This is a genomic window from Arsukibacterium perlucidum DSM 18276 (assembly GCF_000382165.1).
Lineage (GTDB): Bacteria > Pseudomonadota > Gammaproteobacteria > Enterobacterales > Alteromonadaceae > Alishewanella > Alishewanella perlucidum.
In genome coordinates this window covers 1-14,165 of sequence record NZ_KB907710.1, presented here as the reverse complement: position 1 = coordinate 14,165, position 14,165 = coordinate 1, and the positions used below count along the sequence as shown (strand labels likewise).

Sequence of the window (14,165 nt, the reverse complement as noted above, 5' to 3'; positions counted from 1 at the left end):
ATTTCAAAAAAAGCGCCAGGGGATTGACCGCTATGGCTACCGATTACCAGCAGCTTGCCCTGCAAATTAAGCAATGGGCTCGCGAGCTGGGGTTTCAGCATCTGGGTATAACTGCCACCGATTTAACCACTGAAGAACCCAGGTTGCAGGCCTGGCTGGAGCAAGGTTATCACGGTGATATGCATTATATGGCCGAGCATGGCCTGTTACGGGCCCGCCCTGCTGAACTACTGCCTGGTACCTTACGGGTGTTAAGTGTCCGGATGGACTATCTGCCTGGCCAGGCTGGGTTTGCCACTAATCTTGCTGACCCGGCCAAAGCCTATATCAGCCGTTATGCGCTGGGCCGTGACTATCACAAATTAGTACGCAACCGTCTGAAACAACTGGCGTTAAAAATCAGCAGCGAGCTACCCGAGCTCAGTTTCCGGCCTTTTGTAGACTCAGCACCAGTGCTGGAGCGGCCACTGGCCCAGCGCGCAGGTTTAGGTTGGGTGGGAAAACACAGCTTACTGCTGGAACAGGGCGTTGGCTCCTGGTTTTTTCTGGGTGAACTACTGATTGATATTCCGCTACCGGTCGATGAGCCGCATCAGGGTGATTGCGGCAGTTGTGTGGCCTGCATTACCAGTTGCCCCACCGGGGCCATAGTTGCGCCCTATGTTGTTGACGGCCGCCGTTGCATATCTTATTTAACTATTGAGCTGAAAACAGCTATTCCGGAAGAACTACGCCCGTTAATTGGCAACAGGATTTATGGCTGTGATGATTGCCAGCTGGTTTGCCCGGAAAACCGTGATGCACCGCTGAGTATCGAGAGTGATTTTCAGCGCCGGCCACAGTGGCAGCACCAGGATTTACTGCAGTTATTCGGCTGGGATGAGCCAACCTTTTTAAGGCTGACCGAAGGCAGCGCTATCCGGCGGATTGGCTTTGAGCGCTGGCAGCGTAATATCGCGGTGGCGCTTGGCAATGCACCGTATCAGAGTGAAATTACTGACGCTTTGCAACAAGCAAGAACAGATAGTTCGGCGCTGGTGCTGGAACATATTGACTGGGCGCTGGCGCAACAAAAACGTAAAAGCTGGCAGGCAGAGAATTTACTACCGCGTACAACCGAAAGGCTGGTCAGGATTATTCAGAAGGGGTTGCCACGGGATGCATAAGGCCAGGTTGGCTGGCAGCCAGCCGCGCTTGCGCCTGCTGCACAATTTGCAGCTGCCGCTGCCCGGACGCCTGATGCCACTCCAGTATTTCAGCCAACAGCCGGCCACAGCCTAAACAGCAGTCTTGTTGATCCAGGCAACAATTTCGGACACAAGGCGATTCAACCATATTTGCTCGCACAATTTCTTTGGTTTGAGTGTAGCAAAACTGAAAAACAAAAAGCCGCTTAAAAGCGGCTTTTTGTTCGAATTTGGAGCGAGTAACGAGGTTCGAACTCGTGACCTCGACCTTGGCAAGGTCGCGCTCTACCAGCTGAGCTATACTCGCATCGGTCAACGCTGTTGCGTTGTGATGGCGCGCATTTTACAAAATCAGCAGGCTTATGCAAGCACTTTATGCCGGTAATTTGAAAAAATATTGGCGATAGGTTACTAATTCAGCAATCGACTCACGAATATCGTCCAGCGCCAGATGAGCACCGGTTTTCTGTACCTTGTTAAGTACTTCCGGATGCCAACGTCGGGCCAGTTCTTTTACGGTACTAACATCCAGATTCCGATAATGAAAATAGCTTTCCAGGGTCGGCGCATATTCAGCTAAAAACCGCCGGTCCTGGCCAATGCTGTTGCCACACATTGGCGATTTACCCTTTGCCACATATTGGCTTAAAAACGCAACAGTTTGCTTTTCCGCTTCTGCCAGGCTGACGTTACTGGCCAGACAACGGGCAGTTAAGCCACTCTTGCCGTGCTGCTCAACACACCATGGGTCCATATTATCCAGGATCCGGGCCGAAGTACTGATAGCAAATACCGGCCCTTCGGCCAGAATATTAAGCTGGCTGTCGGTGACAATGGTCGCCATCTCTAAAATAACATCAGTTTTTGGTTCCAGCCCGGTCATTTCTAAATCAAGCCAGACTAAGTTGCTGTCATTTGTTGCCATATCCATTCCTCAAGTGCGCGCTGCTTTGTTCAAATTCAGATTGCAGGTATGATACACGCCTTAAGCTTAACACTGATAGCGCCTTGTTGCGCACAACGGTAAAACCAGCACGTGACCAAAAAAAAACACCTGACCAAACGCCAGACTGACCGGATTGCCCAGAATGAGCAAAAACGGCTGCGGGGCAATAAAAAAGTTAAAGCCGTTCAATGGGATGACGATGTTCTACTGGCTGCAGAACCCGGCCTGGTTATCAGCCGCTTTGGCCAACATGCCGACATTGAAGACAGCCATGGTTTAATCGTGCGCTGCAGCATGCGCCGTACCATCAGCTCAGTAGTGACTGGTGACAAAGTGGTCTGGCGCCGCGCCCGGCAAAGCACCGGCAGTATCGATGGGGTAATAGACGCAGTGGAAGATCGTAGTTCAGTACTACTGCGCCCCGACTTCTACGATGGGTTAAAGCCGGTAGCAGCCAATATTGATTTAATGATTATTGTCTCGGCCATTTTACCGGCACTGTCGCTGAACATCATTGACCGCTATTTAGTCGCCGCCGAAATGACCCACATTAAACCACTGCTGGTGATCAATAAAGTAGATTTGCTGACTGCCGAGCAGCACCTGCAACTAAATGAGCAACTTAGCCTGTACCAGAAAATTGGCTATGATTATCTGCTGGTAAGCGCCAAAACCGGCCAGGGCATGCCAGAACTGCTGCAGCAAATTCACAGCGGTACCAGTATTTTTGTTGGCCAATCCGGCGTAGGTAAATCATCGCTGATGAATAACCTGATGCCAGGCCTGACCGCAGCTACCCGCGAAGTATCGGAAAACTCTGGTTTGGGCCAGCACACCACTACCGTATCAAGGCTTTATCATCTGCCAGAGGGCGGCGATTTAATAGACTCACCCGGCATTCGCGAATTCGCCTTGTGGCACTTAAGCGAGCAAGAAGTTACTGAAGGTTTTATCGAGTTTCAGCCCTGGCTTGGTCGCTGTAAATTCCGCGATTGTAAGCACGTTAATGACCCGGGCTGTGCTATCCAGCATGCAGTGCAGCAAGGTGAAATCAGCAGCGAACGCTACGACAGTTATTTAAAAATCCTCGCCAGTATGGCGCAGGACAAACCGAATTATTTTTAAGTTAAAGGTTAAAAACCCTATGGATAAATTAAAAATCACCCTGCAATACCTGATGCCTAAGCATCTGATATCGCGTCTGGCCGGCAAAGTGGCGGCTGCTGAACTTGGCTGGTTCAGCCATTTTCTGATCAAGCGGTTTATTAGCGCCTATAAGATTGATATGAGTGAAGCTCAGTTCGAGCGGGCAGAGGATTACGCCAGCTTTAACGAGTTTTTTACCCGGCCGTTAAAAGACGGTATCCGGCCACTGGCCAGCGATCCGGATATTGTCGCCCACCCGGTCGATGGTGCTATCAGTCAGTTAGGCCCTATTGTTGATGGCAAACTGGTACAGGCAAAAAATCACACCTATTCATTGCAAAGCCTGCTTGGCGGCCTGGAGCAAACCTCAGCGCCCTTTGCCGGTGGGTCTTTTGCCACTATTTATCTGGCGCCAAAAGATTACCACCGTATTCATATGCCGGTAAGTGGCACCCTGCGCGAGATGATCTATATCCCGGGCGAGCTGTTTTCGGTAAATCCATTAACAGCTGAAAATGTACCAGATTTATTTGCCCGCAATGAACGGGTAGTTACCATTTTTGATACTGATTTCGGCCCGATGGCGCTGGTATTAGTGGGTGCCACTATCGTCGCCAGCATTGAAACAGTCTGGGCCGGCACTATCACCCCACCAACCGGCAAAACCATTTTCCGCTGGAGCTACCCGGCAACCGGTAATACTGCCGTTAAACTGGAAAAAGGGGCTGAAATGGGCCGCTTCAAACTAGGTTCTACCGTGGTACTGGCCTTCCCGGCTGGCAAAGTAGATTTTCTGGCTGACCAACAGCCCGGCACCGTCACCCGGATGGGCGCGCCTTTTGCCGATATTAACTGATATAACAACTGTACTGGCTGACGCGTATGTACTTTCTGCTGTGACCGTTGAAGCCCCGGATGGGCGGATAAATGCGTAAGGAACGCATTTAAACAGCTTCGCTGGCCCATAGGGTAAACTTCATGGATGAAGTTTATAAACGAGCCCCCAGGGATGGGTTCACGGCGTGTCACAGTAGAAATGTACGGAGTGGCAGCCAGCGTTCGGAGAAATGGAGATCACACAATGCAAATCATTGCCCATCGCGGCGCCAGTGGCGATTACCCGGAAAACACCCTGCTGGCTATTGAGCAAGCCATAGCTCAGGGCGCAGATGCGATTGAGATAGATGTATTTGCTGTGCAAGGCGAGCTTATTGTTATTCATGATCACCATCTAGAGCGGACCACCAATGGTACAGGCAGTATTTATCAATATAGTTTAGCCGGGCTAATGAAACTCGATGCCGGTCAGGGCCAGCGTATTCCAACCCTGTGGCAGGTACTTGAGCTTACCCATGGCAAATGCTGGCTGAATATTGAATTAAAAGGCGAGGACACGGTAGCGCCGCTACTAGCCCTGCTGGATAAAGCCGAACAGCAACTGGGGTTTGATCCGCTAAGCCTGGTTATTTCGTCATTTAACCATCACCTGCTGGCCGCTCTTAAACAAGCACGGCCACAGCTAAAGCTGGGCGCGCTAACCGCCTCATTACCGTTAGACTACGCCGCCTTTGCCAGCGAGCTGCAAGCCTATAGCGTGCATTGTGATGTCAGTTTTATTGACCAGGCTTTTGTTACCGACGCTAAAGCCCGCGGTTTAAAAGTATTTGTCTACACCGTAGATCAACCCGATGATATCCAGCGCTTAACAGCATATGGCGTCGATGGTATTTTCAGTAATTACCCGGCAAGAAGCCGGAAGCTGGCAAACAAAAAACCCGCTGTTTAAGCGGGTTCGTCGGCGTGGTGTTCGGTGTCGCAGCTCCCGCACTGGTTGCAGAGCCGCATATTCATTATATGCGCCAGCACCACCAGCGAGGCGCCGACAATTAGCACGGCATGTTCGTATTCATGGCCCCATACATCGCGCTGCCAGTAGATAAAACCACCTAAAAACAATGAATAGAAAGGATAGAGCTTACGGTGATAACGGTGAAAACCGATAAACAGCGCGACAAAACCGAGTGCCATAGTGATCAGCAACATCACGCGTTCAAACGCATGGTTGTGGCTAACAGTTAAGCCAAGCAGTGGTAATACCGGCAATAATACCGGCAGCATAATACAATGAATCGCGCACAGCGACGTCACGGTAATGCCCACTTTATCAAATAACACTCTGGCTCTGGCTAACACGATATAAACCTGCTGGGTTGAAACCGGTAAAACGATATAATATAACAAATCAAAACACAAATAAACGGCTGGGCCATAATTAGTTTGGATGGTCGGTGCAAACAGCTACTTGCCGAAGCTGATCGGCTTTGCCGCTTGTGGCATAATGGCGCCACTTTAATTTAATCAGGCCTGTTATGGACTCCTTATTATCTCAACTTGATGAAAACCTGAAAGAGCTGTACCGCAAAGCGTTAGATGCCGATGCTGTATTAGAGCAGTTACAACAGCAAGGCCGGGCGAAACACCAGAGTATTTTTCCTGCCAGCAGCGACTTCATAGTGAACAGTAATCGTTTTATGCCTTATCTCAGCGAAGCGGCTGAGCAGGTTGCCGCAATCCGGCAAAGCCAGCAATTTAATACCGCTACCCTGGCCAGGGTGGTAAAACAGCTTCAACTACTGCATAAAACACTGGCTGAGTTTCGCATGGTTGTTAATAAGTAGCCATTAGTCAGTCACGATATAAGTCATGCCTGGCAAGCGGCCGCAAACAAGAGTTTGTTTACAGGGGCTACTGGAAAAATCAGCAAAGGTTACTATGCTTAATATTGGCAAGTAACGCCAGGCAGGGTAGTGAGCAGGTTATGGTAGTTAACACAGTTACTATTAACAGTTTAAGCGTTTCTGGCACTCGGAGTTTGAACACCAGCCGCGCAGAGACCGCAGCGCCATTGCTGGCAGATGCAGCTTCTCGCCAGACCAGTATTGCCGCCGCTGCAGCTAATGCGGTGGCTGAGAGTCCGGCAGCGCAGCCACAACAACCAACAGAACGTAGCTCAGAAAGTGTCCGGGTAAGTAGTACTATTGGCCGGGCAGCTTCTGCCGGCCAACTTACCAGAGAGCAGGCACTGGAAATTTACCGCAATATTGCCCGCTTTCTTTAGTTAAAAACTTAACGCTCTGGATTACTCACCTTGGCAGGTAACGCGGCGTGTTCAGTTATTTTCGGCTGTAGTTCTTTTTTAAACCAGTCTTGCAGCATCACCCGTTCAAATTCAAACTCAGGTGTATTGCCGCGTGGTGACATTCTGCTCATAAAGCCCATATCGCGGAAGCGTTCTTCACCGCCGGTCACTTCTTCACCATACTGATCACGCAGCAAGTGATTAAAGCGAATCGCTGGTGAATTAATTTCTTTAATTACCCGGATAGCCTGGCCGGTATTGGTAACGAAATAGTCAACTTCACCCGCCAGATCAATATCGGTAATCGTTACCTGCCAGCTGTAACCTTCAGGTAATTCATTGGCCATTTCCTGAAAAAACTTTTCAAAATTGCGCTGCACCCGCTCCTGAAAACGGCTACGGGAGTCATTGGCAGCGCGGATATCAGTGAATTTTTCCGGCTCTTGCCAGTTCAGTTCCAGCTCGGCCCCTGCTTCGGCGTTACTGAATGCAGGCGTTGATAATGCCAGGGCCAATGTTGCTATCAAAAATGTTTTCATCACTACCTCCCACTTGTCAGCCCGATCTGATACCAGTGTTTATATCACTTTCGAACGACGCTGTGCCTATAGACCACGATCACGATGTTAAGTTTAGCTTGCTGTCATACTATAGAGCATAACCAGCTGTTCCTGCTGTGCGAATTTGTATTAAAAGTAGGGGGATTGTGTATAAAATTGTACTAAAAAAAAGCTCCCGGGATTAGCGGGAGCTTCTATAAAAGCGGGGCAGGATTACATCATGCCGCCCATGCCACCCATGCCGCCCATATCAGGCATAGCAGGAGCATCGTCTTTAGGCAGTTCAGTAATCATCGCTTCAGTGGTGATCATCAGTGAACCAACAGACGCAGCAAACTGCAGTGCTGAACGGGTTACTTTGGTTGGGTCCAGAATACCCATTTCCAGCATATCGCCGTACACGTCGGTAGCGGCGTTGTAACCGTAGTTACCTGAGCCTTCTTTTACCTTATTTACTACCACTGACGGCTCTTCACCGGCGTTGGCCACGATTTGACGCAGTGGTGCTTCCATCGCACGCAGCGCAATTTTAATACCGTGAGTCTGGTCTTCGTTGGCACCGGTTAAGCTGGTCAGCTTGGCCGCGACGCGTACCAAGGCGACACCGCCTCCAGGTACCACACCTTCTTCCACTGCAGCGCGGGTTGCATGCAGCGCATCTTCAACCCGGGCTTTTTTCTCTTTCATTTCCATCTCAGTGGTCGCGCCCACTTTGATAACCGCGACACCGCCAGCCAGTTTGGCCAGACGCTCTTGCAGCTTTTCTTTATCGTAGTCAGAGGTGGCTTCTTCAATTTGCTGGCGAATTTGCTTCACCCGGCCGTCAATAGCGCCTTGCTCACCTGCTCCATCAATGATAGTGGTGTTGTCTTTGGTGATCACAACCCGCTTCGCCGTACCTAAATCTTCCAGGGTGGCCTTTTCCAGTTCCATACCAATTTCTTCAGAAATAACGGTACCACCGGTTAAGGTTGCGATATCCTGCAGCATTGCTTTACGACGGTCGCCAAAACCAGGCGCCTTAACTGCAGACACTTTGACGATGCCGCGCATGTTGTTAACAACCAGTGTCGCTAAGGCTTCGCCTTCTAAATCTTCAGCAATAATTAACAATGGCTTGCCTGATTTCGCCACGCCTTCTAATACCGGTAATAACTCACGGATATTAGAGATTTTCTTATCAATTGTCAGAATAAACGGGCTGTCCAGTTCTACCTGGCCGGCTTCCTGATTATTGATGAAGTATGGAGACAGGTAACCACGGTCAAACTGCATACCCTCAACCACGTCCAGCTCGTTGGCTAAACCCTGGCCTTCTTCAACGGTGATCACGCCTTCTTTGCCCACTTTATCCATGGCATCAGCGATGATCTTACCGATTTCTTCGTCAGAGTTAGCTGAAATGGTACCAACCTGGGCAATAGCTTTGGTATCAGCGCAAGGTTGTGACAACTCTTTCAGCTCTGCTACTGCAGCGATCACAGCTTTATCAATACCACGCTTTAAATCCATTGGATTCATGCCGGCAGCAACGGCTTTGACGCCTTCATTAATAATGTTCTGGGCTAATACTGTAGCGGTAGTGGTACCGTCGCCGGCTTCGTCATTGGCTTTAGAAGCAACTTCTTTCACCATTTGCGCGCCCATGTTTTCGAACTTGTCTTCCAGTTCAATTTCCTTGGCTACCGAAACACCATCTTTAGTGATCATTGGTGAGCCAAAAGATTTATCCAGAATCACATTACGGCCTTTCGGACCCAGGGTTACCCGAACCGCGTTTGCCAGAATGTTCACGCCCTTAAGCATTTTATTGCGAGCTTCGTCGCCAAAACGTACGTCTTTTGCAGCCATTTTTAAAATTCCTTAATTCAGTTTCAAGTTAAACGATGAGTTAATGTGCAGCTTAAACAGCGCAACTTAATCGAGGATCACACCTAAAATATTATCTTCTTTGGTGATCACAAACTCTTGTCCGTCTACTTTTTCAGTGCGCTCTACATAGGCACCAAACAATACTTTGTCGCCAACTTTTACATCTAATGGCTTCACGTCACCGTTATCCAGAATGCGACCATTGCCAACCGCAATGACTTCGCCACGGCTAGATTTCTCGGCAGAAGCACCAGTTAAGACGATGCCACCCGCTGACTTGCTTTCTGCTTCTAAGCGTTTGATGATGACACGATCATGTAATGGACGAATATTCATGCTCTAATCTCCTAAAGCGTTTTTTGAGTTTTAACATGGGTGTTAAAATGTGTGTTCGGTATATGGGGCGGCAGCGAAAAAAATCCAAGGGGCAAACTAAAAAATTCTTGCTCCCCGGAACAAACCCAAAAAGCCCGAAGGGTATTCTTCAGGTTTAATTAAGTAATCATTGAAATAATAGCCTGATGCAGCAGGTCTATAACCTGCAGAGGTTGGTCGCATTTAACAAGACCAATAAGCCGTTATTTACGTACACTCGCATTAACGTATAGTAGCGCTTAATTATGCTAGAGATCCCGCTATCAACAGGAAGGTTTAATTGATGTATAAAGTTTTTTTGCTGCCATTTCTATTGTGGTTTTCTCTGCTTGGCCTGTCGCTGACTTCTGCTCCCAGCCAGGCGCAGCAGCGCTCAGTACTTGACAGCCTGCTACAAGCAGATGACAGTTTTCTGCCAGTAGATCAAGCCTTTGTGATGGATTTCCGCCAGCAGGATGACGTGCTTGTCGTTAACTGGACCATCGCTGATGGCTACTATATGTACCGCGATAAGTTTAAATATGGCGGCGTGGCTGTCAGCTTTTCTCACCCCACTTACCCGGCCAGCATCCAAATTGAAGATGAGTTTTTCGGGGTAACAGAGGTGTACTACCACCAGCTGACCTTGCGCATTCCCTTGTCTGATATCAGCGACGACGCTTTTTTACGGATCCAATACATGGGCTGTGCTGAAGCAGGTTTATGCTACCCGCCGGTTAATAAAGAAATTCCGTTATCTGTTGTTAGCAATGCTGCAGAATCTGCACCAACTGCGGCGGCAGACACGCTGATATCCAGTCAGTTTAGCCTGGCAGACCGGCTTAGCAGTGGCTCAATCTGGCTGAATATGGGGGTATTTTTTCTGTTAGGCCTTGGCCTGGCATTTACCCCTTGTGTGTTCCCGATGTACCCTATTTTAAGCAGTATTATTGTTGGTCAGGGTAAACAACTCAGTACCCGCCGCGCCTTTAGCTTATCGTTCAGTTATGTGCAGGGTATGGCTATTATGTACTCGGCCCTGGGGCTGGTGGTTGCCAGTTTAGGGGTGAAGTTCCAGGCCTGGATGCAGCACCCTGCCGTGCTAATTAGCGCGGCTGTTATTTTTGTTTTACTGGCACTGGCTATGTTTGGCGGCTTTAATTTTCAGTTGCCGTCAAGCTGGCAGGCGAAAGTCCGGGCGGCAAGTAATAAGCAGCAGGGTGGCAGTTTAAAAGGTGCTTTTGTAATGGGCGCATTATCTGGCCTCATTGCCTCGCCATGTACCACAGCCCCCTTATCGGCAGCATTATTGTATGTGGCGCAAAGTGGCGACTTAATGCTGGGAGCACTGACCTTATATGTTCTCAGCCTGGGCATGGGTATACCGTTAATTCTACTTGGCACTTCTGGTGGCAAGTTACTACCCAAAGCCGGTGCCTGGATGAATATTGTTAAAACCGCTTTTGGTTTTGTGCTGTTGCTGGTACCGATCATCCTGTTAGAGCGGATTTTGCCGTTCTGGCAGGTGGTAATACTGGCATCTTTACTCAGCCTGTTAATTTGTGGTTATTTATTTAAGCTGCTATTTGAACTGCAGAGCAGTACCGCCAAAGCCGGCATGATGCTATTTGGCCTGCTTCTGCTGCTGGTTACCGTATTGTTCAACTGGCAGTACTTTGGCCCGGGCCAACCGGTTACTGGCGCTGCCAGCAGCGAAAATAGCAAGGGCCAGTTTATTGAGGTTGCCGATTTAGCCGGCCTGGAACAACAACTGGCAGCAGCAAAAGCCGCCAATGAATATACTCTGGTCGATCTCTATGCTGAATGGTGTATTGCCTGCAAGGAATTTGAGCAATTTACCTTTCCGGCAGAACAAGTACAGGCTCATACCAGCAAAATGCGCCTGATTAAAATAGATGTTACTAAGATGACCCGCTCTGATGAAAAGCTGCTGAATCATTATCAGGTGCTGGGGTTACCCACCTTATTATTTTTCAGCCCGGATGGTGAAGAGTTAACCAATGCCCGGGTAACCGGCTTTATGGCAGCAACCCCATTCGCCGAGCACTTAGCGGCATTAACCACTCCCTGATATCGGGCGGGCGCTGGCCTGTTACCTGCATTTTAGCAAGGTGCAGGCCAGCGCTACTTGTTTAATCCACACCTTCGATACTGCTTGTTATTTAACCACTCTGGCTGATAAGACCAGTATTTTGCTGCCATTTGTCACGATTTCACTATAATAAGGCGCTTATCTGGTGATAAAGGGCCGCTTTAATGTTGCGAACTAAGCAAACAGATGCTTTTTGACGCTGGCTCTCGTAAGATAAAGCTTATTCATTACATTTAGCGGAAATACAGCACAAATGGCGGCAAATTACCGAGTTTTATTGTTAAATGGCCCAAACCTGAACATGCTAGGCGTGCGCGAGCCCGGCGTGTATGGGGCTGCCAGTCTGGCTGATATTGTCAGTGCGCTGGAAAGCGAGGCCAGTTCAATGAACGTTAGCCTTAGCCACTTTCAATCGAATGCTGAACACGAACTCATTGCGGCAATTCAGCAAAGCCTGGGTAAGCAGGATTTTATTTTAATTAATCCGGGTGCCTACACTCATACCAGCGTGGCAATTCGTGATGCCCTGTTGGCAGTAGCAATACCTTTTATCGAAATTCACTTGTCCAACGTGCATGCCCGGGAAGCGTTCCGGCGACACTCTTATTTAGCTGATATTGCCCGTGGGGTGATCTGCGGCCTCGGTGCCAAAGGTTATCACTATGCACTCGACGCAGCGGTAACAGCATTACAAACAACCAAAAAAATTAACTAACATCAGGCGACAGACATGGATATTAGAAAAATTAAAAAATTGATCGAACTGCTCGAAGAATCAGGCATTTCTGAGCTGGAAATTACTGAAGGCGAAGAGTCAGTGCGGATCAGCCGTAACAGCCCGGTCCAACATTATGCACCTATGCAACCAATCCAATACGCCCAGCCACAAATGCAAGCAGCTGCTCCGGCTGCAGCACCTGCAGCAGTAACCGCAGAGCCAGCAAAGCCGGTAGCCAGTGGTCAGGTTGTTAAATCTCCGATGGTCGGCTCGTTCTACCGGGCAGCCTCACCTACCTCTAAAGCCTTCGTTGAAGTAGGCCAGAGCGTTAAAGTAGGTGATACTTTATGTATCGTTGAAGCGATGAAAATGATGAACCAAATCCAGTCTGATAAAGCAGGCGTGGTAAAAGAAATTCTGGTTGAAAACGGCGACCCGGTCGAATTTGATCAGCCGTTATTTATTCTCGAATAACCAAAAAGGCTGACCGATGCTAGAAAAAGTCCTAATTGCCAACCGGGGAGAAATTGCACTACGTATTTTACGCGCCTGCAAAGAACTCGGTATCAAAACGGTAGCGGTGCACTCCACTGTTGACCGTAACTTAAAGCATGTGCTGCTGGCCGACGAGACCATTTGTATTGGCCCGGCCCCGTCACCACAAAGTTATTTAAATATTCCGGCCTTAATTGCCGCGGCAGAAGTAACTAACGCTCAGGCCATTCACCCGGGCTATGGTTTCTTAGCTGAGCGCGCCGACTTTGCCCAGCAGGTAGAAGAAAGTGGCCTGGTGTTTATCGGCCCGCACCCGGAGTCTATCCGCCTGATGGGCGATAAAGTTTGCGCGATTGAAGCAATGAAAAAAGCCGGCGTACCCTGTGTCCCGGGTTCAGACGGCGCAGTAGGCGACGACCCTGCTACCAACAAAACCATTGCTAAGCGAATTGGCTATCCGATTATTGTCAAAGCGTCTGGCGGTGGTGGTGGTCGCGGTATGCGGGTGGTTCGCAGCGAAGAAGAGCTGGTCAGTTCTATCGAGATGACCAAAGCCGAAGCCAAAGCGGCTTTTGGCAACGATATGGTGTACATGGAGAAATTCCTGGAAAACCCACGCCATATCGAAATTCAGGTATTGGCCGATGGCCAGGGTAACGCCATTCACTTAGGTGAGCGTGATTGTTCGATGCAGCGCCGCCACCAGAAAGTGGTAGAAGAAGCACCTGCGCCAGGCATTACGCCTGAACTGCGGGCTTTTATCGGTGGCCGCTGTGTAGACGCCTGTAAAGTAATGAATTATCGCGGCGCCGGCACCTTCGAGTTTCTGTTTGAAAATGGCGAGTTTTTCTTTATCGAGATGAACACCCGGATTCAGGTAGAGCACCCGGTTACCGAGATGATCACTGGCGTTGACCTGATTAAAGAACAGTTACGGGTTGCCTCTGGCATGCCATTAACCCTGAAGCAGGAAGACATTGTGATCCGCGGCCATGCCGTAGAGTGCCGGATCAACGCTGAAGATCCGGTAACCTTTATGCCCTCGCCGGGCAAAATTACCCGTTTCCACCCGGCCGGTGGCAATGGCGTGCGCTGGGATTCGCATATCTATGCTGATTACACCGTACCACCAAACTATGATTCAATGGTCGGCAAGCTGATTACCTACGGTGAGAGCCGTGATATTGCTATCGCCCGGATGCGTAACGCTCTGGACGAACTGCTGGTGGAAGGTATTAAAACCAATATTGCGCTGCACAAAGATATTATGCGCGATACTGAGTTTTGCAAAGGCGGCACTAATATTCATTACCTTGAGAAAAAACTGGGAATGAAGTAAAGACGACTGATTGCTCCACCAGCAGCATTTAGCTGAGAATAAAGGCCGCAATTGCGTAATGCCGGTCAGTTAAGCTGACCGGCATTTTTCTTTCTGACAGGATACTTCAATTTGCTTGATTTTACGCAGCGGGGATAACATCGCTCTCGTCTTCCGGGCAGCAGGAAGTATGAAGCCATTGCCGTAATATCCATTACCACTCGTGGAATACGGCCCGGTGACACATAAGGTAATGTGGCGAGCTGGAACACGATGTGACTGGCAGCCTCCTTGAAGCTTAGCTGGCTTGGCGAGAT

Annotated in this window: 16 protein-coding genes, 1 tRNA gene and 1 pseudogene; 10 read left to right on the top strand and 8 right to left on the bottom strand. The window is 49.3% G+C overall.

All coding sequences use genetic code 11. The annotated features are described in order from the left end of the window. The first annotated feature begins 32 nt into the window (after positions 1–32). A complete protein-coding gene (queG, locus tag H141_RS0108960; RefSeq protein ID WP_019675920.1) occupies positions 33–1,166 on the top strand; it encodes a tRNA epoxyqueuosine(34) reductase QueG in 1,134 nt (377 codons plus the stop codon). Here queG and H141_RS22085 read toward each other — a convergent pair. The 3 genes from H141_RS22085 to orn form a co-directional block, all read right to left on the bottom strand. Further along, a complete protein-coding gene (locus H141_RS22085; RefSeq protein WP_083923047.1) occupies positions 1,135–1,335 on the bottom strand; it encodes a DUF1289 domain-containing protein in 201 nt (66 codons plus the stop codon). The two genes, queG and H141_RS22085, sit on opposite strands and share 32 nt — an antisense overlap. Positions 1,336–1,418: 83 nt before the next feature. Then, positions 1,419–1,494 (bottom strand) — tRNA-Gly (locus tag H141_RS0108950). Positions 1,495–1,560: 66 nt separating this feature from the next. After that, the gene (gene orn, locus H141_RS0108945; RefSeq protein ID WP_026349342.1) at positions 1,561–2,112 is read right to left on the bottom strand and encodes an oligoribonuclease; all 552 of its coding nucleotides are present in this window, start codon (positions 2,110–2,112) and stop codon (positions 1,561–1,563) included. 111 nt (positions 2,113–2,223) lie between these two features. Between orn and rsgA the strand changes: the two genes are divergently transcribed. The 3 genes from rsgA to H141_RS0108930 all read left to right on the top strand — a co-directional run bounded on the left by rsgA (position 2,224) and on the right by H141_RS0108930 (position 5,065). Next, positions 2,224–3,258 (top strand): small ribosomal subunit biogenesis GTPase RsgA, encoded by a 1,035-nt coding sequence (gene rsgA, locus H141_RS0108940; protein ID WP_019675917.1) that lies wholly within the window; start codon positions 2,224–2,226, stop codon positions 3,256–3,258. Between the two features lie 19 nt (positions 3,259–3,277). Continuing rightward, positions 3,278–4,135, top strand: a complete 858-nt coding sequence (gene asd, locus H141_RS0108935) for an archaetidylserine decarboxylase (RefSeq protein WP_019675916.1) — start codon at positions 3,278–3,280, stop codon at positions 4,133–4,135. A 225-nt stretch (positions 4,136–4,360) separates the two neighbouring features. After that, positions 4,361–5,065, top strand: coding sequence for a glycerophosphodiester phosphodiesterase (locus H141_RS0108930; RefSeq protein ID WP_019675915.1), 705 nt, complete (start codon positions 4,361–4,363; stop codon positions 5,063–5,065). Here the strand turns inward: H141_RS0108930 and H141_RS0108925 are convergent. Continuing rightward, positions 5,062–5,472 (bottom strand): MerC domain-containing protein, encoded by a 411-nt coding sequence (locus tag H141_RS0108925; RefSeq protein ID WP_026349341.1) that lies wholly within the window; start codon positions 5,470–5,472, stop codon positions 5,062–5,064. The two genes, H141_RS0108930 and H141_RS0108925, sit on opposite strands and share 4 nt — an antisense overlap. 176 nt (positions 5,473–5,648) lie before the next feature. Between H141_RS0108925 and H141_RS0108920 the strand changes: the two genes are divergently transcribed. Both H141_RS0108920 and H141_RS0108915 read left to right on the top strand, forming a co-directional pair. Continuing rightward, positions 5,649–5,957: a hypothetical protein gene (locus H141_RS0108920; RefSeq protein ID WP_019675913.1), complete on the top strand. Its 309-nt coding sequence runs from the start codon at positions 5,649–5,651 to the stop codon at positions 5,955–5,957. Positions 5,958–6,097: 140 nt separating this feature from the next. Next, on the top strand, positions 6,098–6,397 hold the full coding sequence (locus H141_RS0108915; RefSeq protein ID WP_205620365.1) for a hypothetical protein: 300 nt from the start codon (positions 6,098–6,100) through the stop codon (positions 6,395–6,397). An 8-nt stretch (positions 6,398–6,405) separates the two neighbouring features. Here H141_RS0108915 and H141_RS0108910 read toward each other — a convergent pair whose 3' ends face one another. The 3 genes from H141_RS0108910 to H141_RS0108900 form a co-directional block, all read right to left on the bottom strand. Beyond that, on the bottom strand, positions 6,406–6,957 hold the full coding sequence (locus tag H141_RS0108910; protein WP_019675911.1) for a DUF3016 domain-containing protein: 552 nt from the start codon (positions 6,955–6,957) through the stop codon (positions 6,406–6,408). A gap of 234 nt (positions 6,958–7,191) precedes the next feature. Then, entirely contained in the window at positions 7,192–8,829 is a 1,638-nt protein-coding gene (gene groL, locus H141_RS0108905) for a chaperonin GroEL (RefSeq protein WP_019675910.1), read from the bottom strand. A gap of 66 nt (positions 8,830–8,895) precedes the next feature. Then, the gene (locus H141_RS0108900; protein WP_019675909.1) at positions 8,896–9,186 is read right to left on the bottom strand and encodes a co-chaperone GroES; all 291 of its coding nucleotides are present in this window, start codon (positions 9,184–9,186) and stop codon (positions 8,896–8,898) included. Between the two features lie 322 nt (positions 9,187–9,508). Between H141_RS0108900 and H141_RS0108895 the strand changes: the two genes are divergently transcribed. From H141_RS0108895 to accC, 4 genes are all read left to right on the top strand, one after another. Continuing rightward, complete coding sequence (locus tag H141_RS0108895; RefSeq protein ID WP_019675908.1) at positions 9,509–11,296, top strand: protein-disulfide reductase DsbD; 1,788 nt, start codon at positions 9,509–9,511, stop codon at positions 11,294–11,296. Between the two features lie 274 nt (positions 11,297–11,570). Continuing rightward, the gene (gene aroQ / locus H141_RS0108890; protein ID WP_019675907.1) at positions 11,571–12,032 is read left to right on the top strand and encodes a type II 3-dehydroquinate dehydratase; all 462 of its coding nucleotides are present in this window, start codon (positions 11,571–11,573) and stop codon (positions 12,030–12,032) included. A 15-nt stretch (positions 12,033–12,047) separates the two neighbouring features. Further along, entirely contained in the window at positions 12,048–12,509 is a 462-nt protein-coding gene (gene accB, locus H141_RS0108885; protein ID WP_019675906.1) for an acetyl-CoA carboxylase biotin carboxyl carrier protein, read from the top strand. A gap of 16 nt (positions 12,510–12,525) precedes the next feature. Further along, a complete protein-coding gene (accC, locus tag H141_RS0108880) occupies positions 12,526–13,869 on the top strand; it encodes an acetyl-CoA carboxylase biotin carboxylase subunit (protein ID WP_019675905.1) in 1,344 nt (447 codons plus the stop codon). A gap of 65 nt (positions 13,870–13,934) precedes the next feature. Here the strand turns inward: accC and H141_RS21130 are convergent. Next, positions 13,935–14,165: pseudogene (locus tag H141_RS21130) on the bottom strand (IS4 family transposase); the annotation flags it as partial.

Bases quoted from the DNA above. Each gene is read 5' to 3' on its own strand.
- orn (WP_026349342.1), bottom strand. From the start codon at position 2,112: ATGGCAACAAATGACAGCAACTTAGTCTGGCTTGATTTAGAAATGACC.
- accB (WP_019675906.1), top strand. From the start codon at position 12,048: ATGGATATTAGAAAAATTAAAAAATTGATCGAACTGCTCGAAGAATCA.
- H141_RS0108910 (WP_019675911.1), bottom strand. From the start codon at position 6,957: ATGAAAACATTTTTGATAGCAACATTGGCCCTGGCATTATCAACGCCT.
- H141_RS0108900 (WP_019675909.1), bottom strand. From the start codon at position 9,186: ATGAATATTCGTCCATTACATGATCGTGTCATCATCAAACGCTTAGAA.
- H141_RS0108920 (WP_019675913.1), top strand. From the start codon at position 5,649: ATGGACTCCTTATTATCTCAACTTGATGAAAACCTGAAAGAGCTGTAC.
- asd (WP_019675916.1), top strand. From the start codon at position 3,278: ATGGATAAATTAAAAATCACCCTGCAATACCTGATGCCTAAGCATCTG.
- aroQ (WP_019675907.1), top strand. From the start codon at position 11,571: ATGGCGGCAAATTACCGAGTTTTATTGTTAAATGGCCCAAACCTGAAC.
- groL (WP_019675910.1), bottom strand. From the start codon at position 8,829: ATGGCTGCAAAAGACGTACGTTTTGGCGACGAAGCTCGCAATAAAATG.
- queG (WP_019675920.1), top strand. From the start codon at position 33: ATGGCTACCGATTACCAGCAGCTTGCCCTGCAAATTAAGCAATGGGCT.
- accC (WP_019675905.1), top strand. From the start codon at position 12,526: ATGCTAGAAAAAGTCCTAATTGCCAACCGGGGAGAAATTGCACTACGT.
- H141_RS0108895 (WP_019675908.1), top strand. From the start codon at position 9,509: ATGTATAAAGTTTTTTTGCTGCCATTTCTATTGTGGTTTTCTCTGCTT.
- H141_RS0108915 (WP_205620365.1), top strand. From the start codon at position 6,098: ATGGTAGTTAACACAGTTACTATTAACAGTTTAAGCGTTTCTGGCACT.
- H141_RS22085 (WP_083923047.1), bottom strand. From the start codon at position 1,335: ATGGTTGAATCGCCTTGTGTCCGAAATTGTTGCCTGGATCAACAAGAC.
- H141_RS0108930 (WP_019675915.1), top strand. From the start codon at position 4,361: ATGCAAATCATTGCCCATCGCGGCGCCAGTGGCGATTACCCGGAAAAC.